The organism is Streptomyces marincola (assembly GCF_020410765.1).
GTDB lineage: Bacteria > Actinomycetota > Actinomycetes > Streptomycetales > Streptomycetaceae > Streptomyces > Streptomyces marincola.
Window position 1 is genome coordinate 5369931 of sequence record NZ_CP084541.1, and the last position, 20029, is coordinate 5389959.

General features: G+C 73.7%; 16 protein-coding genes. 14 read left to right on the forward strand and 2 right to left on the reverse strand.

Annotation, left to right across the window (positions count from 1 at the left end; translation table 11 throughout):
• Positions 1 to 11 precede the first annotated feature (11 nt).
• From LC193_RS23745 to mutM, 4 genes are read left to right on the forward strand one after another with little or no spacing between them, the layout of a single operon-like run.
• On the forward strand, positions 12 to 626 hold the full coding sequence (locus tag LC193_RS23745) for a YceD family protein (protein ID WP_226077296.1): 615 nt from the start codon (positions 12 to 14) through the stop codon (positions 624 to 626).
• 2 nt (positions 627 to 628) lie between these two features.
• Positions 629 to 802: a 50S ribosomal protein L32 gene (rpmF, locus tag LC193_RS23750; protein ID WP_049568059.1), complete on the forward strand. Its 174-nt coding sequence runs from the start codon at positions 629 to 631 to the stop codon at positions 800 to 802.
• A gap of 19 nt (positions 803 to 821) precedes the next feature.
• The gene (rnc, locus tag LC193_RS23755) at positions 822 to 1595 is read left to right on the forward strand and encodes a ribonuclease III (protein ID WP_226077299.1); all 774 of its coding nucleotides are present in this window, start codon (positions 822 to 824) and stop codon (positions 1593 to 1595) included.
• Entirely contained in the window at positions 1588 to 2460 is an 873-nt protein-coding gene (gene mutM, locus LC193_RS23760; protein ID WP_226077301.1) for a bifunctional DNA-formamidopyrimidine glycosylase/DNA-(apurinic or apyrimidinic site) lyase, read from the forward strand. The genes rnc and mutM overlap by 8 nt, the downstream gene beginning before the upstream one ends.
• A gap of 30 nt (positions 2461 to 2490) precedes the next feature.
• On the opposite strand, the gene LC193_RS23765 is transcribed toward mutM, so the two are convergent.
• Complete coding sequence (locus LC193_RS23765; RefSeq protein WP_226077302.1) at positions 2491 to 3327, reverse strand: CAP domain-containing protein; 837 nt, start codon at positions 3325 to 3327, stop codon at positions 2491 to 2493.
• Positions 3328 to 3460: 133 nt separating this feature from the next.
• Between LC193_RS23765 and LC193_RS23770 the strand changes: the two genes are divergently transcribed.
• The 5 genes from LC193_RS23770 (at position 3461) to ftsY (ending at position 10990) form a co-directional block, all read left to right on the forward strand.
• On the forward strand, positions 3461 to 3781 hold the full coding sequence (locus LC193_RS23770) for an acylphosphatase (protein WP_226077305.1): 321 nt from the start codon (positions 3461 to 3463) through the stop codon (positions 3779 to 3781).
• Between the two features lie 336 nt (positions 3782 to 4117).
• Entirely contained in the window at positions 4118 to 4324 is a 207-nt protein-coding gene (locus tag LC193_RS23775; RefSeq protein WP_086157772.1) for a hypothetical protein, read from the forward strand.
• Between the two features lie 183 nt (positions 4325 to 4507).
• A complete protein-coding gene (gene smc, locus LC193_RS23780) occupies positions 4508 to 8074 on the forward strand; it encodes a chromosome segregation protein SMC (RefSeq protein ID WP_226077307.1) in 3567 nt (1188 codons plus the stop codon).
• Positions 8075 to 8275: 201 nt separating this feature from the next.
• A complete protein-coding gene (locus LC193_RS23785; protein ID WP_226077309.1) occupies positions 8276 to 9700 on the forward strand; it encodes a sugar porter family MFS transporter in 1425 nt (474 codons plus the stop codon).
• 93 nt (positions 9701 to 9793) lie between these two features.
• Positions 9794 to 10990, forward strand: a complete 1197-nt coding sequence (gene ftsY / locus LC193_RS23790) for a signal recognition particle-docking protein FtsY (RefSeq protein WP_226077311.1) — start codon at positions 9794 to 9796, stop codon at positions 10988 to 10990.
• Positions 10991 to 11054: 64 nt separating this feature from the next.
• Here the strand turns inward: ftsY and LC193_RS23795 are convergent, their stop codons facing one another.
• Positions 11055 to 11753, reverse strand: coding sequence for a bifunctional DNA primase/polymerase (locus LC193_RS23795; RefSeq protein ID WP_226077313.1), 699 nt, complete (start codon positions 11751 to 11753; stop codon positions 11055 to 11057).
• Positions 11754 to 12047: 294 nt separating this feature from the next.
• Between LC193_RS23795 and nsdA the strand changes: the two genes are divergently transcribed.
• The 5 genes from nsdA to ffh all read left to right on the forward strand — a co-directional run bounded on the left by nsdA (position 12048) and on the right by ffh (position 19655).
• Positions 12048 to 13589: a transcriptional repressor NsdA gene (gene nsdA, locus LC193_RS23800; RefSeq protein ID WP_226077315.1), complete on the forward strand. Its 1542-nt coding sequence runs from the start codon at positions 12048 to 12050 to the stop codon at positions 13587 to 13589.
• Between the two features lie 378 nt (positions 13590 to 13967).
• Entirely contained in the window at positions 13968 to 15185 is a 1218-nt protein-coding gene (locus LC193_RS23805) for an ammonium transporter (protein WP_404819477.1), read from the forward strand.
• Positions 15182 to 15520 (forward strand): P-II family nitrogen regulator, encoded by a 339-nt coding sequence (locus LC193_RS23810; protein WP_086157765.1) that lies wholly within the window; start codon positions 15182 to 15184, stop codon positions 15518 to 15520. Before LC193_RS23805 ends, LC193_RS23810 begins: the two co-directional genes overlap by 4 nt.
• A gap of 31 nt (positions 15521 to 15551) precedes the next feature.
• The gene (locus LC193_RS23815) at positions 15552 to 18050 is read left to right on the forward strand and encodes a [protein-PII] uridylyltransferase (protein ID WP_226077317.1); all 2499 of its coding nucleotides are present in this window, start codon (positions 15552 to 15554) and stop codon (positions 18048 to 18050) included.
• A 75-nt stretch (positions 18051 to 18125) separates the two neighbouring features.
• The gene (gene ffh / locus LC193_RS23820; RefSeq protein WP_226077318.1) at positions 18126 to 19655 is read left to right on the forward strand and encodes a signal recognition particle protein; all 1530 of its coding nucleotides are present in this window, start codon (positions 18126 to 18128) and stop codon (positions 19653 to 19655) included.
• Positions 19656 to 20029: the final 374 nt, after the last annotated feature.

The window sequence follows — 20029 nt, forward strand, 5'->3', positions numbered from 1 at the left end:
GAGCCCCTCTCGTGTTCGACACACGTGAGCTGGGGCGTCGTCCCGGTGCGCTCAAACGGCTCGCACGCACGGTGGAGGCCCCTGACGACTTCGGTACGGACGTCATCGGCGTGCGCCGGGGTGCCGAGCTGCACGTGGAGCTGCGCATGGAGTCCGTCATGGAGGGGGTGCTGGTCACCGGTACCGTGCACGCCCCGCTGACGGGGGAGTGCGTAAGGTGTCTTGAGCCGCTGGCCCGTGAGGCGTCGGCGGACTTCCAGGAGATGTTCTCCTACCCCGACTCCGAGAGTTCGCTCCGTCGCCCGGCGGAGCCGGACGAGGAGGAGGGCGACGAGGAAACGCTGTTCCTTCAGGGCGACTTGTTCGACCTTGAACCCGTGCTGCGGGACGCGGTGGTGCTGTCACTGCCCCTACAGCCGGTCTGCCGGGAGGACTGCCCGGGTCTGTGCCCCGATTGCGGGACACCGCTCGCGCAGGACCCCGACCACGGGCACGAGGAGCCGGTCGACATCCGTTGGGCGGCCCTTCAGGAGTTCGCCGGGCGTGCGCGTTCCGACGAGTCCGCCGGGCAAGACAAGCAAGAGAAGCCACCTCGCGGCAGCGAGGACGATCCACAGGAGAAGTAGCCGTGGCTGTTCCGAAGCGGAAGATGTCGCGCAGCAACACGCGCCACCGCCGGTCGCAGTGGAAGGCTGCGGTCCCCACTCTGGTGCGTTGCGAGCGCTGCCAGGAACCGAGGTTGCAGCACACCGCGTGCGGCAACTGCGGCACGTACAACCGCCGCCAGGTCCTCGAGGTCTGATCGGCGGGTGACAGGCTCCATGTCACACGCCAGGAGGTCGCAACCCCAGGCGTCGGTGGACACGGCCTCGTCCCTCGCGATTCTGGAAGGGCGGCTCGGCTACCGGCTTGAGCCCGCCCTTCTGGTGCGTGCGCTGACCCACCGCAGCTATGCCTACGAGAACGGTGGCCTGCCCACCAACGAGCGGCTTGAGTTCCTCGGGGACTCCGTCCTCGGGCTGGTCGTCACCGACACGCTCTACCGCAGGCATCCGGACCTCGCCGAGGGGCAGCTCGCCAAGCTGCGCGCCGCGGTCGTCCAGGCCCGGGCCCTCGCGGAGGTGGCGCGCGGTCTCGATCTCGGCGCCTTCGTCCGGCTCGGGCGGGGCGAGGAGGGCACCGGCGGACGGAACAAGGCGTCGATCCTCGCCGACACACTGGAGGCGGTGATCGGCGCGGTCTACCTCGACCAGGGGCTCTCCGCGGCCGACGAACTGGTGCACCGGTTGTTCGACCCGGTCATCGAGCGCTCCTCGAACCTCGGCGCGGGTCTGGACTGGAAGACGAGTCTCCAGGAACTGAGCGCGGCCGAGAGCCTCGGCGTGCCCGAGTACGTGATCACGGAGACCGGCCCGGACCACGAAAAGATCTTCACCGCTGCGGCCCGTGTGGGTGGCGAGACCTACGGCACCGGCACTGGCCGCAGCAAGAAGGAAGCCGAGCAGCAGGCGGCCGAGACCGCCTGGCGCGCCATCCGGGCGGCGATCGACGGCGAGCAGGGGCACGCGGCGGCGGACGGGGCGCCCGTTGCCTGAGCTGCCGGAGGTCGAGGTCGTCAGGCGCGGCCTCGCCCGCTGGGTCGGCGGCCGCACCGTCGAGGCCGCCGAGGTGCTGCATCCGCGGGCGGTCCGCCGGCATTTGGCCGGCGCCGAGGACTTCGCCGACCGCATGCGGGGCATGGCGGTGACCGACGTGCGCCGTCGCGGCAAGTACCTGTGGCTGCCGTTCGAGAACGGTGTCGCCCTGCTCGCGCACCTGGGCATGAGCGGGCAGCTGCTCGTCCACCAGGAGCGCGCCCCGGACGAGAAGCACCTGCGCGTGCGCGTCACGTTCACCGATCTCGCGCGCGGCGAGCTGCGGTTCGTCGACCAGCGCACCTTCGGCGGGCTTTCGCTGCACCCCCTGACCGAGGCAGGCGTTCCCGACGTCATCGGCCACATCGCGCGCGACCCGCTGGACGAGGAGTTCGACGAGGACGCCTTCCACGCGGCGCTGCGCCGTCGCAGGACCACACTCAAGCGCGCCCTGCTCGACCAGTCGCTCATCAGCGGAGTGGGCAACATCTACGCCGACGAGGCCCTGTGGCGGGCCGGGCTGCACTACGACCGCCCGACCGCGTCCCTCAGCCGCCGCGGCACCGCGGAGCTGGTGCGGCACGTCCGCGACGTGATGACCGCGGCGCTCGCCGTGGGCGGCACCAGCTTCGACAGCCTGTACGTCAACGTGAACGGGCAGTCGGGCTACTTCTCACGATCGCTCGATGTCTACGGGCGCGAGGGCGAGCCGTGCCGCAGGTGCGGTGGTCCCGTGCGCCGCCGCCCGTGGATGAACCGGTCGAGCTACTTCTGCCCGCGCTGCCAGCGCGCGCCGCGGACCGGCGCGGGCGCCGCGAGGGCCTGAGGCCGCCGGTCCGGCCGCGGCGGGCCCGGGTCAGAAGCCGAAGTTCTGGGTCCACCAGGGGCCGCCGTCCGCGTGGTGCACGCCGACGCCCAGGGTGGTGAAGTCGCAGTTCAGAATGTTGGCGCGGTGTCCCTCGCTGGACATCCAGCCGGCCATGACGGAAGCGGCGTCCTGCTGGCCGCGGGCTATGTTCTCGCCGCCGAGGTGGTCGACGCCCGCGGCGGCGGCCCGGTCCCAGGGGGTCGCGCCGTCGGGGTCGGTGTGGCCGAAGTAGCCCCGTTCCGCCATGTCGCGGCTGTGCGCCGCGGCGAGGGCGCCGAGCGCGGGATCGAGTGCGAGCGGTTGGCAGCCGGCCCGCGCCCTCTCCTCGTTCACGAGCGCGAGCACCGCCTCGGCCTCGGTGCCGCCCGGGTCCTGGCTCGGCTCGTGGTCCTCGCTCGGCGGCGGTGGCGCCGTGGTGGGTTCGGGAGCCGGGGGCGCGGGCGGCGGCTCCTCCTCCGGCGTCCCGCCGGCCGGGGGGCCGGAGGAGGGGGCGGGGGAGGGCTCGGGCGCCGGCGGGGCGGCGGACTCCTCCTCCGACTCCTCGTCCTTCGGCTCCGCGGTCTCCTCGGCGCTCTCCTCCTCGGTGGCGGTCTCGGGAGTCGCGCTTCCGGGGGTCCGTTCCGGCTTCTGCCCGGGCGGGGTGGGGCGGGCCGCGCCGGCCTCCTGGTCCTGGGCCCGCACGTCGTCGGTCCCCGACCCGCTCAGGCTGTCCCCGATGCCGGGCAGCAGGCCCGTTCCGACGGCCACCGCGCCCACGGTCAGCGCCGCGGAGGCGCCGATCAGACCGGTGCGCGCGTGGCCGCGGCGGCGGCGATGGCGTCCCATCAGGCAGCACCGTCCTCGTCCACTCGAAGATCACAAAATCACCCGAACGGGTGGTTGTTCACCGCGTGACCTTACGGCATCGAGGCCCGGGCACCAGGGCTCCCGAGCGTGCGCGGGGGATAGCGTGCGTCACATGTGTCCCTCACCACCGCACGCACCGCCCCCGGCCGACAGCGCCGTCCCCGTCCGGATGACCGCGTGGGTGCGCGGCCATGTGCAGGGCGTCGGCTTCCGCTGGCACACGAGGGCCAGGGCGCTGGCCATCGGTGAGCTGCGGGGTTTCGCGCTCAACACCGCCGACGGGCGGGTCCAGGTCGTGGCGGAGGGCCCGGGGGAGCGGTGCCTGTCGCTGCTGCGGTGGCTCCGGGAGGGCGACACGCCCGGACGCGTCGAGGGCGTCACCGAGATATGGGACACACCCAGGGGCGGATACGAAGGGTTCGCGATCCGCTGACACCCGCCTTTCGCCGACGGCGGGAAAGGGCCGACGAACGCTTGCCATCCCCGCTCCGACGTGCAAAGCTGCGGCAATCACCCCCACCGCGCGGGCGTTGATCCACCGCCGGACGGACGCCGCGGTCCCCGCGCGAGCGGCCCAGGAGCCGCCATGGCACTCGGGGGATACGCGGTGTGATCGTGTTGACCGTCCCACTTTTTGGTGAGACGCTGAAAGTCCCGCGCATCTCCGCCGTATGGCCGTCGCATACAGGCCGAAGCGGATGTCGCGGATTCAATCCCTCACGACCCACCACGGCTTCGGTCGGTCACTCAGTGTGGAGGACCATCCATCATGGCAAAGGCGCTTCTCGGTTACGTCGGCGGCTCCGACCCCCGAGTCCTCGCCGAGATGCGACGGCTTCAGCAGCGCGTACAGGACCTGGAAACCCAGCTGCTCCGGGTCCAGGCGGAGAACGACGCGCTCGCCGCCGCCGCTCGTCACGGCGACTCGGTGCTCGACGGCATCGACGTCTCCAAGGCAGAGCCCGCCCTCACCTGACCTCGACGACGAGGACAGAGTCGGAGGGCTCCCGCTCGCGGGAGTCAATGCGAGGGACGCTTCGGCGTCCCTTCGTCATGTCCGGGCCCATACCACCCCCGCGTTGCTTACCCACTGATCTGCCCTGCATTCCCCGCGTCGAAACGGCGAATAGCCGAGGAGCGCCGGGTAAAGTCGCACGGCGTGCACCTCAAGAGCCTGACCCTGCGCGGGTTCAAGTCCTTCGCATCGGCCACGACACTGCGCTTCGAGCCCGGCATCACCTGCGTGGTCGGTCCGAACGGCTCGGGCAAATCCAATGTGGTGGACGCGCTTTCCTGGGTGATGGGGGAGCAGGGGGCCAAGTCGCTGCGCGGCGGCAAGATGGAGGACGTCATTTTCGCCGGGACCACGGGGCGCCCGCCCCTGGGCCGCGCCGAGGTGTCGCTGACCATTGACAATGCCGACGGCGCGCTGCCGATCGACTACACCGAGGTCACCATTACGCGGACCATGTTCCGCAACGGCGGCAGCGAATACCAGATCAACGGAAACACCTGCCGCCTTCTCGATGTGCAGGACCTGCTCTCGGACTCCGGCATCGGCCGCGAGATGCACGTGATCGTCGGGCAGGGCCAGCTCGATTCGGTGCTGCACGCCGACCCCACCGGCCGCCGTGCGTTCATCGAGGAGGCGGCCGGCGTCCTCAAGCACCGCAAGCGCAAGGAGAAGGCGCTGCGGAAGCTCGACGCCATGCAGGCCAACCTGGCCCGGGTCCAGGACCTCACCGACGAGTTGAGGCGCCAGCTGAAACCGCTCGGCCGGCAGGCCGCGGTCGCGAGGAGGGCCGCCGTCATCCAGGCCGACCTCCGGGACGCCAGGCTGCGGCTGCTCGCGGACGACCTGGTCACCCAGCGCGCCGCGCTGCGCGCCGAGATCGCGGACGAGGCGGCCCTCAAGGAGCGCAAGGAAGCGGCCGAGGCGCGGCTGCGGGAGGCCGCGCGCCGGGAGTCGGAGCTGGAGCAGGAGGTCAGGACGCTCGTCCCGCGCGTGGAGCGGGCCCAGGCGACCTGGTACGAGCTCTCGCAACTGGCGGAACGGGTGCGCGGCACGGTGAGCCTGGCCGACGCGAGGGTCACCAGCTCCCGCGCCCAGGTGCCCGAGGAGCGCCGCGGCCGGGACCCGGAGGACATGGAACGCGAGGCCGCCCGAATCCGCGAGCAGGAGGCGGAGCTGACGGCGGCGCTCGACGCGGCCGGCCGCGCGCTCGACGACACGGTCGAGCACCGGGCGGAACTCGAACGCCGGCTGGCCGACGAGGAGCGGCGCCTCAAGGACGTCGCGCGCGCCATCGCCGACCGCAGGGAGGGCCTGGCCCGGCTGACCGGCCAGGCCAACGCCGCCCGCGGCAAGGCGGCATCCGCCCGCGCCGAGATCGAACGCCTCACCGCCGCCCGGGACGAGGCCCTGGCGCGGGCCTCGGCCGCGCAGGAGGAGTACGAGGCGCTGCGCGCCGAGGTCGAGGGCCTCGGCGCGGGGGACACCGAACTGGCGCGGGCGCACGAAGCGGCCGGGCGCGAGCTGGCCGAGGCCGACACCGCGCTCTCCGAGGCGCGCGAGGCCGTCACCGCGACCGAGCGGGAGCGGGCCGCGCTCTCCGCGCGCCACGAGGCGCTCGCCCTGGGGCTGCGGCGCAAGGACGGCACCGGCGCGCTGCTCGCGGCGGCCGACCGGGTCGCTGGGCTGCTCGGCCCCGCCGCCGAACTCCTGAGCGTGACTCCCGGTTACGAGGTGCCCGTCGCCGCCGCGCTCGGCGCGGCGGCGGACGCGGTCGCCGTCGAGGGCACGGCCGCGGCGGCCGAGGCGCTGGCCATGCTGCGCAAGGACGACGCGGGCCGCGCCGCGCTGCTGGTCGGCGGCGCGCCCGAGGCCGGTGGGCAGGGCCGGGCACTGCCCACCGACCCCGCGCGGCCCGCCGCCGCCGACCTGGTGAGCGGCCCCGAGAGTCTGCTGCCGGCCGTGCGCCGCCTTCTGCGCGACACCGTGGTGGTCGGCACCCTTGAGGACGCGCGCGAGCTGGTCGCACGCCACCCCGGGCTGACGGCGGTCACCGCGGAGGGCGACCTGCTGTCCGCCCACCTGGCCCAGGGCGGATCGGCGGGCGCCCCCAGCCTGCTTGAGGTCCAGGCGTCCGTCGACGAGGCGGCGGCCGGTCTCGCCCGCCTGGAGCGGCGGGCCGTCGAACTCACCGCGGCCCGGGAGCGGGCCGCGGAGCGCCGCGCGGCGTGCGCGGCGGCGGTGGAGGAGCTGGCGCGACGGCGCAGCGCGGCGGAGCGGGCCAGGGCCGAGGTGGCCCAGGACCTGGGCCGGCTCTCCGGGCAGGCCAAAGGCGCGGCGGGCGAGGCGGAACGCGCCGGCGCCGCCGTCGAACGGGCGGGTGACGAGCTGGCGCGGGCGCAGGAGCGGGCCGAGGAGCTGGCCGAACGGCTCGCCGTCGCCGAGGAGGCGGCCGACGGGGACGAGGAGCCGGACACCACGGTCAGGGACCGGCTGGCCGCCGACGGCGCGAACGCGCGGCAGACCGAGATGGAGGCCCGCCTCCAGGTCCGCACCCACGAGGAGCGGGTCAAGGGCCTGGCCGGCCGGGCCGACGCGCTGGACCGGGCGGCGCGCGCGGAGCGCGAGGCGCGGGCGCGTGCCGAGCGGCGGCGGGCGCGGATGCGGCACGAGGGAGAGGTGGCCGCCGCGGTGGCCACGGGGGCACGGCAGCTGCTGGCCCACGTCGAGGTGTCGCTCGCGCGCGCGGTCGCGGAGCGGGAGGCCGCCGAGCGGGCCAGGGCGGAACGGGAAACGGCCCTGACGGCGGAACGGAACGCCGGCCGCGGCCTGAAGGAGGAGCTGGACAAGCTCACTGACTCGGTGCACCGGGGCGAGGTGCTCGGGGCGGAGAAGCGGCTGCGGATCGAGCAACTGGAGACGCGCGCCCTGGAGGAACTGGGCGTGGAGCCGGAGGTGCTGGTCCGCGAGTACGGTCCCGACCAGCCCGTTCCGCCGTCGCCCTCGGTGGCGGGCGAGGAGGGCGCGGCCGGCGACGGCGCGCCGGAGGAGCCCGGTCCCTTCGTGCGGGCGGAGCAGGAGAAGCGGCTGCGCGCGGCCGAGCGCGCGTACCGGCAGCTCGGCAAGGTCAACCCGCTGGCGCTTGAGGAGTTCGCCGCGCTTGAGGAGCGCCACCAGTTCCTGAGCGAGCAGCTCGACGACCTGAAGAAGACGCGGACCGACCTCCTTCAGGTCGTGAAGGAAGTGGACGAGCGGGTGGAGCAGGTGTTCACCGCCGCCTACCACGACACCGCGCGCGAGTTCGAGGGCGTGTTCTCGCGGCTGTTCCCCGGCGGCGAGGGGCGCCTGCTGCTCACCGATCCCTCGGACATGCTGACCACGGGCGTCGAGGTGGAGGCCAGGCCGCCGGGCAAGAAGGTCAAGCGGCTCTCCCTGCTCTCCGGGGGCGAACGCTCCCTCACGGCCGTCGCCCTGCTGGTCTCGATCTTCAAGGCCAGGCCGAGCCCGTTCTACGTCATGGACGAGGTCGAGGCGGCCCTCGACGACACCAACCTCCAGCGGCTCATCCGGATCATGGAGGAGCTGAAGGACAGCTCGCAGCTGATCGTGATCACGCACCAGAAGCGGACCATGGAGGTCGCCGACGCCCTGTACGGCGTGTCGATGCAGGGGGACGGGGTCTCCAAGGTCATCAGCCAGCGCCTCGCCTCCTGAGGCGTTCACTTCTCGAACGCCCGCCCGCGCACACGACCCGCGAACGCCCGGTATGTGCCGATTCCGGCTTCGAGGGGTGTGCTCCCGCGCTCCGGGGACGTCGTTCCGGGTTCACCGGGTGACCCGGAGCGCAGGTGTAGGCGCCGCCTTCGCGAGCACTCGTATGTCCGGCAGTGCCGCCGGATCCGGGGAGAAGAGGACGTGAGCACCACCGCGACATCGGGCCGGGGCGGGCGGGGCACCCGCGCGCCCCACCTCAGGTACGTGATCTACATAGCCGCCACGGCAGCGCTCGGCGGCTTCCTGTTCGGCTACGACAGCTCCGTGATCAACGGAGCGGTGGAAGGTATCCGCGGCAGGTTCGACGTCTCCTCGGGGACGCTCGGCACCGTCGTCGCGATCGCGCTGCTCGGCGCCGCGCTCGGCGCGGTGGCGGCCGGGCGGCTGGCCGACCGCCTGGGCCGCATCCGCGTGATGCGGATCGCCGCCGCGCTGTTCATGGTCAGCGCCATCGGCTCGATGCTGCCGTTCACCGTGTGGGACCTGGCGTTCTGGCGCACGGTCGGCGGTGTCGCCATCGGCATGGCCTCCGTCATCGCCCCCGCCTACATCGCGGAGGTCTCGCCCTCCGAGTACCGGGGCCGCCTCGCCTCGTTCCAGCAGGCCGCGATCGTCCTCGGCATCGCGCTCTCCCAGCTGGTCAACTGGGGTCTGGTCACGCTCGCCGACGGCGACCAGCGCGGCGACCTGCTCGGCCTTGAGGCCTGGCAGGTCATGCTCGGCGTCGAGGCGCTGCCCGCCCTGGTCTACGGGCTGATGACGTTCGGCATCCCCGAGTCGCCGCGCCACCTGGTCGCCCGCGGCCGGACCGACGAGGCCAGGCGGGTGCTCGCGGACGTCGAGGGGCCGGGCACCGACCTGGACGCCAGGATCGCGGAGATCCACGACCGGATCGCCGGCGAGCGCCGGTCCAGCTGGCGCGACCTCGTCGGCGGCCGGGCGGGGCTGCTGCCCATCGTGTACGTGGGCATCGGCCTTTCCGTGTTCCAGCAGCTCGTCGGCATCAACGTGATCTTCTACTACTCGAACTCGCTGTGGCAGTCCGTCGGCATCGACCCGGACGACTCGTTCTTCTACTCCTTCACCACGTCCATCATCAACATCGTCGGCACCGTGATCGCGATGCTGCTCGTCGACCGCATCGGGCGCAGGGCGCTGCTGCTGATCGGCTCGGTCGGCATGACGCTGATGCTCGGGCTCACCGCGTGGGCCTTCTCCTACACCCGGGGCACGGGCGAGGACATCAGGCTGCCCGACGCACAGGGAACGGCCGCACTGGTCGGGGCGCACGGCTTCGTGCTGTTCTTCGCGCTCTCGTGGGGCGTCGTGGTCTGGGTGCTGCTCGGCGAGATGTTCCCCAACCGCCTGCGTGCCGCCGCGCTGGGCGTCGCGGCCTCCGCCCAGTGGATCGCGAACTGGGCGATCAGCCAGAGCTTCCCCACCCTCTCGGAGTGGAACCTGTCGGGCGCCTATGTGATGTACACCGTCTTCGCGCTGCTGTCGATACCGTTCCTGCTGGCCTTCGTCCCGGAGACCAAGGGCAAGTCGCTTGAGGAGATGGGCTGACGCCCCGGGCCCGCCGACGCGGCACCGGGGCGGGAACCGGGACGGCGGTACGTTAGGAGCGTTGCCCCTCCGCCAGGTCCACCAAGGGAACCGATGGACATTCTGATCCTCATCGTCATCATCGCCGTGGTCGCGGTCGCCGTGATCAGCGGGCTCGTCGTCAACGGCCGCCGCAAGCAGGCCCCTCCGCCGCCGGACGGGACGCGGGCGCGCCCCGCGCCGCCCGCGGAGCCGCAGGTCGGAGACGACGCCGCGCCCCCGGTGACCGAGGAGGAGCGCCGGGCCATCGAGGAGGTCACGCTCCCCGGCCCGGAGGCGCCCCCCGCGCCCCCGGCCCCCGAGGTGGAGGTCCCCGAGCCGGCCGCGGGCCGCATGGTCCGGCTGCGGGCCAGGCTCGCCAGGTCGCAGAACTCGCTGGGCCGCGGCCTGCTCACCCTGCTGGCGCGCGAGCGGCTCGACGAGGACACGTGGGAGGAGATCGAGGAGATCCTGCTCACGGCCGATGTCGGCCCCGCACCCACCGTCGAGCTGGTGGAACGCCTGCGCGAGCGGGTGCGGGTCCTCGGCACGCGCAGCCCGGAGGAGCTGCGGGCGCTGCTGCGCGAGGAACTGCTCGCCCAGCTCGGCACGGATCTGGACCGCGAGGTGCGCACCGAGGGCGGCGTCTCGCCCGAGGGCGAGGAGCGCCCCGCGGTGATCCTGGTCGTCGGAGTCAACGGCACGGGCAAGACCACGACCACGGGGAAGCTGGCGCGCGTGCTGGTCGCCGAGGGCCACTCGGTCGTGCTCGGCGCGGCCGACACCTTCAGGGCGGCGGCGGCCGACCAGCTCCAGACCTGGGGCGAGCGGGTCGGCGCCCGTACCGTGCGCGGCCCCGAGGGCGGCGACCCGGCCTCGGTGGCGTTCGACGCGGTCAAGGAGGGCATCACCCAGGGCGCCGACGTGGTCCTCGTGGACACGGCGGGCCGGCTGCACACGAAGTCCGGCCTGATGGACGAGCTGGGCAAGGTCAAGCGCGTCGTCGAGAAGCACGGGCCGGTCGGCGAGGTGCTGCTGGTCCTGGACGCCACCACGGGACAGAACGGCCTGACCCAGGCCAAGGTGTTCGCGCAGGTCGTCGACGTCACGGGGATCGCCCTGACCAAGCTCGACGGCACGGCGAAGGGCGGCATCGTGGTCGCCGTCCAGCGCGAGCTGGGCGTTCCGGTCAAGCTGGTCGGCCTGGGCGAGGGGGCCGACGACCTGGCGCCGTTCGACCCCGAGACCTTCGTCGACGCGCTCCTGGCTTGATCACCGGCGGCCTGGTCACCGGCGGCCTGGTCACCGGCGGCCTGGTCACCGGCGGCCCGGTCGCTCAGGCGGCCGGGCGCCTCATCCGGTGGCAGGCGTAGGCCAGGGTGCCGAGCAGCAGCCGGGCGGGCGGCGGCGCGGCCGTTTCGAGGCCGGGGGCGCGCAGCCAGCGCACCGGGCCGCGGCCCGCGTGCCCGGAGGGCGGCGCGGTGATGTGGTGGCCCGTGCCGAGGGCGCGCAGGCCGGGGAGCGCCGCGTCCCAGCCCATGCGGTACAGCAGGTGCGGCAGCCCCGCCGCGGCTCCCGGGGCGACGAGGAACCACGCGACGCGGTGCGGGGCGAGGGCGACGGCCCCGAGCGGAATGCTCATGCGTTCGAGCCGGGGGAGTGCGCACCGGGCCGCGGCCTCCGGGACTTCGAGGACGTCGAAGCGGTCGCCCGTGGGCAGCAGGACGGCGGCGTCCGGCGTGCGCGCCCAGGTCCTGAGCACGTCGTCGAGCGTGGCGCCCGCGGGTACGACGCGCCCGCGCGGCAGGGGGTGCGCGCCCGGCGCGGGGCACGCGCGGGCGCCGCACGAGCAGACCGGGCGCCCGAGCGGGCCGGAGCCGCGCACGGCGCGTGCCCCCGGCGCCACATCCCAGCCCCACAGCCCGGTGTACTCCGCCACGGCCGTGGTGACGGGGGTCCGGTCGGCCCGTCCCGGGCGCCTGGGGGAGAGGCGCAGATCCTTGAGGTCCCGCATGCCGGCGATCGTGAAACCCATACACTCTCCAACTGGCCGCCGCCATCGGTGGTTACGGGACGGGCGCGGAGCGTGAAAGGCGCGCGGTGGGGTATGTTGCGCCCCCATAGTGCTTCTGCACAACCGGCTTCGAACACCGTCCCTCTCAGTGAAGCGCGTGGGGCGGGTACGAGTGTTCTCGCGGAGGGGTGGCGAATGGTGGCGATTGGAAGTGGCCCTCTCCCGTGCCGGTGATCGTAGGATTACTTTCGGTGCACTCGTAGACGCGGTGTCAGCAGACGCCACGCGGCTTCGCACGCCAGGCCAACACGCGGGATGGGGGGCGCAACTGTGGACGGCAAGGACGGCGGTACCGGCGGTATCCCCGGCAGGGGACCGAACGAGCGGCTGGGGTCGTGGTTCCGGCGAAGCGGCTGGTCGAAGGGGGAGCTGGCCCGCCAGGTCAACCGCCGCGCCCGCCAGCTCGGCGCGCACCACGTCAGCACGGACACCTCCCGCGTGCGCCGCTGGCTGGACGGCGAACAGCCGCGCGAGCCCATCCCCCGCATCCTCTCGGAGCTGTTCTCCGAGCGCTTCGGCTGCGTCGTGGGGGTGGAGGACCTCGGCCTGCGCTCGCTGCCTCGCTCGGCCGCCGTCTCGGGCGTCGACCTGCCCTGGGCGGGGCCGCAGACGGTCGCGCTGATCAACGAGTTCTCGCGCAGCGACCTCATGCTCGGCCGCCGCGGTTTCCTGGGCACCTCGCTGACCATGTCGGCCGGGCCCGCCCTGATAGAGCCCATGCAGCGCTGGCTCGTGCCGACGCCCGGCCTGCCTGAGCCGGCCCCCGGGGCGCGGCTCTCGCCGCTGCCGGTGCGCGACGGTTCCGGCGCACGCCGCATGGCCGGTCTCTCCGAGCCCGAGCTGTCACAGCTTGAGGCGTCGACCGCCCAGTTCCGCCGCTGGGACGCGCAGGCCGGCGGCGGGCTGCGGCGCAAGGCGGTCGTCGGCCAGCTCCACGAGGTCACCGACCTGCTCCAGGAGTCCCACGGCGAGGACGCGCGCCGCCGGCTGTTCCGGATCACGGCCGAGCTGTCGGAGCTCGCGGGCTGGATGAGCTACGACATCGGCCTCCAGCCGACCGCGCAGAAGTACTTCGTCCTGGCGCTGCACGCCGCCAAGGAGGCCGAGGACCGGCCGCTCGGCGCCTACGTGCTGTCCAAGATGAGCCGCCAGATGATCCACCTCGGGCGGGCCGAGGACGCGCTGGAGCTGATCCACCTCGCGCAGTACGGCAGCCGCGAGCGCGCCACCCCCCGCACCCAGTCGATGCTGTACGCCCTTGAGGCCCGGGCCTACGCCACCCTGGGCCAGCCGCCCAAGTGCCACCGCGCGGTCAGGATGGCGGAGGACGCCTTCGCCGAGGCGGGCCCGGGCGACCACGACCCCGACTGGATCGGCTTCTTCTCCGAGGCCGAACTGCACGCGGAGAACGCCCACTCCTACCGCGACCTCGCCTACGTCGCCGGCCGCAGCCCCGCCTACCTCTCGCGCGCCAGGCCGCTGATGGAACGCGCGGTGGAACTGTTCGCCGCCGAGTGCGAGGCCGACCCGGCCGGCGGTCACCAGCGTTCGTATGCACTCAACCTGATCGGGATGGCCACGGTGCACCTGCTCGACCGCGAGGCCGAGGCCTGCGCGGAGCGGGCGAATCACGCCACCGCGCTCGCCGGCAGGCTGCGTTCCGAACGCGTCAACAACCGGCTCCGCAAGACCTGGTCCGCCGCGGAACGCGCGTTCGGACGCCTGCCGGAAGTCACCCAGGTGACCGAACGGCTCTCCGGGGAACTCGGGGAAAACGAGGCCAGCAGGGCCGGGTGAGCCGACCGCGGGACCGGGGCGGTCCCGCGCCCGCCGACCGGCGCGCGCCGGCCGCCGCCTCCTGCGCGCGCCGGCCGCACCGTTGAGGCCCGCGTGGCCGGATTTCCACCCCGGCCCGCGCCGCTCCGGTCCCGGCCGCCGGCCTGCGCGCGCCGCCCCCGCCGCCGGAGCCGTTTCATGACCGCGTAACACCCCGCGTGCCATCGTCACGCCTGCGAAACAAACGGCTCCATCGACCGAAACGGCTCTCGGAGAGCCTGTGGCGCATCCTGCCCCTCGACCCCGATCGCCCGCACGGGTCGCCACTCCGAGGAGACGTTCACGTTGGAAGCAGCTGATATCGCTTTTGTAGTGATCTGTGCCGCATTGGTCATGTTGATGACGCCCGGACTCGCCTTCTTCTACGGCGGCATGGTGCGGGTCAAGAGCGCGCTGAACATGCTGATGATGTCCTTCATCGCCCTCGGCATCTCCAGCGTGCTGTGGGTGCTGTACGGCTTCACGCTCGCCTTCGGCACCAATTACTCCGACGCCGACGACGGCGGCCTGATCGGCAACCTCGACTTCCTGGGCTTCCAGGACATCACCGCGGACAACAGCGACATGCTGGCCTTCGCGGTGTTCCAGCTCATGTTCGCCGTGATCACCCCGGCCCTCATGAGCGGCGCGCTCGCCGACCGCGTCAAGTTCAGCAGCTGGGCGCTGTTCATCGCGCTGTGGATCAGCGTGGTCTACTTCCCCGTCGCCCACTGGGTCTGGGCCTCCGACGGCTGGCTGTTCGAGCAGGAGGTCATCGACTTCGCCGGCGGAACGGCCGTGCACATCAACGCGGGAGCCGGAGCACTCGCCGCGGTCCTGGTGATCGGCAAGCGCGTCGGCTTCAAGAAGGAGCCGATGCGCCCGCACAACCTGCCCATGGTCCTGCTCGGCGCCGCGCTGCTGTGGTTCGGCTGGTTCGGCTTCAACGCCGGCTCCGCCCTCTCGCCCAACGGCACCGCCGCCCTGATGGCCCTCAACACCCAGGTCGCCACCGCGGCGGCCATCCTCGGCTGGCTGGCCTACGAGCGCATCCGCCACGGCGCGTTCACCACGCTCGGTGCCGCGTCCGGCGCCATCGCCGGCCTCGTCGCCATCACCCCGTCGGGCGCGCACGTCACCCCGCTGGGCGCGATCCTCATCGGCCTCGTCTCCGGCGCGATCTGCGCCTGGGCCGTCAGCCTCAAGTACAAGCTCGGCTTCGACGACTCCCTCGACGTGGTCGGCGTCCACCTCGTCGGCGGCCTCGTCGGCACCCTGCTGGTCGGCTTCCTCGCCACCGACGGCCTCGGCGGCTTCGAGCAGTTCGGCAAGCAGGCGCTGGGCGCGTTCGCCGTCATGGCCTACTCCTTCGTCGTCACGTACCTGCTCGCGCAGCTGATCCAGCGGACCATCGGGTTCCGCGCCTCGGAGGAGGAGGAGGTCGCGGGCCTCGACCTGGCGTACCACGCGGAGACGGGGTACGACTTCAGCCAGTCAGGGACCGGCACGGTGCCGGCCGCAGGCAGCGTTCCCGTGACCGCCGACGCGGCGGCCGGTGAGAAGAAGGTGGACGCATGAAGCTCATCACCGCGGTGATCAAGCCGCACCGGCTCGACGAGGTCAAGGACGCGCTCCAGGCGTTCGGCGTGCACGGCCTGACCGTCACCGAGGCCAGCGGCTACGGCCGCCAGCGCGGCCACACCGAGGTGTACCGCGGCGCCGAGTACACCGTCGACCTGGTGCCCAAGGTGCGCATCGAGATCCTGGTCGAGGACTCCGACGCCGAGCAGCTGGTCGAGGTCGTCGTGAAGGCCGCGCGCACCGGCAAGATCGGGGACGGCAAGGTCTGGAGCCTGCCCGTCGACACGGCCGTCCGGGTACGCACCGGCGAACGCGGCCCCGACGCCCTCTGACACACCAGGCACACCAGGAGCTGGGGACCGGATGACGGCGGAGACGACACCCACGACCGACAACGCCCCGGGCCCCGGCGGCGGTTACGCCGCGGCCCGGCTGCGCCTCCTCACCACGGAGGCGCGGCCGGGCCCGCCGCGCCGCGCCCACCTCGCCCGGCTCACCGACCAGTGGCTCGCCGGCCTGTTCGACCGGGCCGCGCGCCCCGGCCGGGCCGCCCTGCTGGCCGTCGGCGGCTACGGCCGCGGCGAGCTGTCCCCGCGCAGCGACCTCGACCTGCTGCTGGTCCACGACGGCACCGCGTCGCGCGCGGACATCGCCGCGCTCGCCGACCGGCTGTGGTACCCGGTGTGGGACCTGGGCATCGCGCTCGACCACTCCGTGCGAACCCCGACCGAGACGCACGCGGCCGCGGCGGCCGACCTGAAGGTCCACCTCGGACTCCTCGACGCCCGGCACATCGCCGGGGACGCCGCGCTCACCGCGGACCTGCGCGCCGGCCTGCTCGCCCAGTGGCGCTCCCAGGCCCCCGCCCGCCTCCCCGAACTGCACGAACTCGGCCGCGAGCGCGCCCGCCGGCACGGCGAGCTGCCCTTCCTGCTCGAACCCGACCTCAAGGAGGCCAGGGGCGGCCTGCGCGACACCACCGCGTTGCGTGCCGTCGCCGCCTCCTGGCTCGCCGACGCCCCCAGGAGCGGCCTCGAAGCCGCCCGCGGCACCCTGCTCGACGTCCGCGACGCGCTGCACCTCACCACCGGGCGGGCCACCGACCGGCTCGCGCTTGAGGACCAGGACCAGGTGGCCGCGGCCCTCGGCCTGCTCGACGCGGACACCCTGCTGCGCCGCGTCTACGAAGCGGCCCGCACCGTCTCCTACGCCTCCGACGTCACGTGGCGCGAGGTCGGCCGCGTGCTGCGCGCCCGGTCCGGGCGCGGCCGGCTGCGCGGCCTGCTCGGCTCCCGCACCGCGCGGCGGACCGCACCGGCGGAGCAGCGCACCCCGCTCGCCGAGGGCGTTGTCGAGCAGGACGGCGAGGTCGTGCTCGCCCGCACCGCGCGCGCCGACCGCGACCCCGTGCTGCCGCTGCGCGCCGCCGCCGCGGCGGCGCAGGCCGGCCTGCCGCTGGCCCTGCCGGCCGCCCACGCGCTGGCCGCGGCCGACGCCGCGCTGCCCGTGCCCTGGCCGGCCGAGGCGCGCGAGCAGTTCGTCACCCTGCTCGGCGCGGGACCCGACACCGTTCCGGTCTGGGAGGCCATGGAGGCCGCGGGGCTGATCGCACGCCTGCTGCCCGACTGGGAACGCGTCCGCTGCCGCCCGCAGCGCAACCCCGTGCACCGCTGGACCGTGGACCGGCACCTGGTCGAGACGGCCGTCCGCGCGGCGGCGCTCACGCGCCGCGTCGGCCGCCCCGACCTGCTGCTCGTGGCCGCGCTGCTGCACGACATCGGCAAGGGCTGGCCGGGCGACCACAGCGTCGCGGGCGCGACCATCGCCCGCGACATGGCGGCCCGCATCGGCTTCGGGGCCGCCGACACCGACGTGCTCGCCACCCTCGTGCGCCACCACCTGCTGCTGATCGAGACCGCGACCCGGCGCGACCTGGACGACCCGGCCACCGTCGAGCACGTCGCCGAGGCCGTCGGCGACCGCTCCACCCTGGAACTGCTGCACGCCCTCACCGAGGCCGACGCGCTCGCCACCGGGCCCGCCGCGTGGTCGGGCTGGCGGGCCGCACTGCTCGCCGACCTCGTCGCACGCGTCGCCGCCCGGTTCGAGGAGGGCGCCGCGCCGGCCCGTCCCGCCCCGGCCGGCACCACGGTGGCCGGCGAACGGCTCGCGGTCGAGGCGGCGCGCACCGGCGCGCCCGTGCTCGCGCTGCGTCCGCGCGCCGATGAGGGGGCGGCCGACGAGGACGGGGGGCGTGCCGAGGAGCCGGAGCCGGTGGGCGTCGAACTGATCGTCGCCCTGCCGGAGCGGCCCGGGGTGCTGCCCGCCGTCGCCGGTGTGCTCGCCCTGCACCGGCTCACGGTGCGTTCCGCCGAACTGAGCGTCGTCGACCCCGTGGGCCAGGGGCCGGTGCTGCTGCTCGACTGGCGCGTGGCCGCCGAGTACGGCTCGCTGCCCCAGGCGGAACGGCTGCGCGCGGACCTGGTCCGCGCCCTCGACGGCGGGCTCGACATCGCGGCGCGGCTCGCGGAGCGGGAGGCCGCCTACCGCGGCCCGCGCCGCAGGACGCCGCTGACGCCGCCGCCGCGCGTGACCGTCGCGCCCCTGGGCTCGCGCGTGGCCACCGTGATCGAGGTGCGGGCACAGGACGCCCCTGGCCTGCTGTACCGCATCGGGCACGCCCTCGACGCGGCCGGGGTGGCCGTGCGCAGCGCGCACGTCAGCACGCTCGGCGCCAACGCCGTCGACGCGTTCTACGTGACCGCGCCGGGTGGCGAGCCGCTGCCGGCCGAGGAGGCCGCGGGGCTCGCGCGTGACCTGGAGCGCGCGCTGGCCGGAAGGTCCGCCGCCACCGCGGGCTGACCGCGGGGGCGGCGGGCGGATACGCTGGAGGGCACCGCCGATCCGTCCGCCGATGTGTAAGGAACCGCCAGCGCCGTGTTCGACACTCTCTCCGACCGCCTTGCGGCAACGTTCAAGAACCTCAGGGGCAAGGGCCGCCTGAGCGAGGCGGACATCGACGCCACGACGCGGGAGATCCGGATCGCCCTGCTGGAGGCGGATGTCGCGCTGCCGGTCGTGCGCGCGTTCATCAAGCAGGTCAAGGAACGGGCCCTGGGCGCCGAGGTCTCCCGGGCGCTGAACCCCTCGCAGCAGATCGTCAAGATCGTCAACGAGGAACTGGTGGCCATCCTCGGCGGCGAGACCAGGCGGTTGCGCTTCGCCAAGAACCCGCCCACCGTGATCATGCTCGCCGGCCTCCAGGGCGCGGGCAAGACCACGCTCGCGGGCAAGCTCGGCCGGTGGCTCAAGGCCCAGGGCCACACCCCGCTGCTCGTGGCCTGCGACCTCCAGCGGCCGAACGCGGTCAACCAGCTGTCCGTCGTGGCCGAGCGGGCCGGCGTCGCGGTGTTCGCGCCCGAGCCGGGCAACGGCGTGGGCGACCCGGTCAAGGTGGCCGAGGACTCCCTCGTCCACGCCAGGGACAAGCAGTACGACGTCGTCGTCGTCGACACCGCGGGCCGGCTCGGCATCGACGAGGAGCTGATGCGCCAGGCCGCGGACATCCGCGACGCGGTCGAGCCCGACGAGGTGCTGTTCGTCGTCGACGCGATGATCGGCCAGGACGCGGTCACCACGGCCGAGGCGTTCCGCGACGGCGTCGGCTTCGACGGCGTGGTGCTCTCCAAGCTCGACGGCGACGCGCGCGGCGGCGCGGCCCTCTCCATCGCGCAGGTCACGGGCCGCCAGATCATGTTCGCGTCCAACGGCGAGAAGCTGGACGACTTCGACGCGTTCCACCCGGACCGCATGGCGTCCCGGATCCTCGGCATGGGCGACGTGCTCACCCTGATCGAGCAGGCCGAGCGCACGTTCAGCCAGCAGGAGGCCGAGAAGCTGGCGGGCAAGCTGGCGAAGGGCCCCAAGGAGTTCACGCTCGACGACTTCCTGTCGCAGATGGAGCAGGTCCGCAAGATGGGCTCGATCTCCAAGCTGCTCGGGATGATGCCCGGCATGGGGCAGATGCGCGAGCAGATCAACAACCTCGACGAGCGCGAGGTCGACCGCACCGCCGCGATCATCAAGTCGATGACGCCGGGCGAGCGTGCCGACCCCAAGATCATCAACGGGTCGCGCCGGGCCCGCATCGCCCGCGGTTCCGGCGTCGACGTGAGCGCGGTCAAGGGACTCGTCGAGCGCTTCTTCGAGGCGCGGAAGATGATGTCGCGGATGGCGCAGGGCGGCGGCATGCCGGGGATGCCGGGCGTGCCGGGGCTCGGCGGGCCGGGCGGCGGCAAGCGCAAGGGCAAGCCGCAGAAGAAGGGCAAGGGCGCCAGGCGTTCGGGCAACCCGATGAAGCGCCAGGCCGACGAGCGCGCCGCCGCGCAGCGCGGCGATGGCACGGCGGTGGACCCGGCCGACTTCGAACTGCCCAAGGAGTTCCGGGACATGCTGCCGCCCAAGTAGACCCGTGCGCGGGGCGGGGGGCCGGGAGCCGTAGCATTCCCGCCATGACCAAGGCTTCCGCGCCCACCCCCAGGGCGGGCGAGGTCCCCCGCCGGTGCCGGGACGTCGTCGCCGAGGCCGAGCCGGCCGGCAGCGGACCGGTGGGCGGTACGACGGCCATCCGGCCGTACGGGTACGGCCTCCGGAGGCGGGTGCGGCGGGAGACGAACGCGCGCACCACGGCGGTGGGCGCGCGCAACGCCTGCCTCCCGACGCTCGTCCCCCAGCCCCACCTGTCTCCGAAGCGCGCGGCACCGACGTGGTGCTCGGCCGCGACGCGCCGGCGGAGCGTTTCACCGATGCCGTCAACACCCCCGCCCTCGAAGGGATGACGG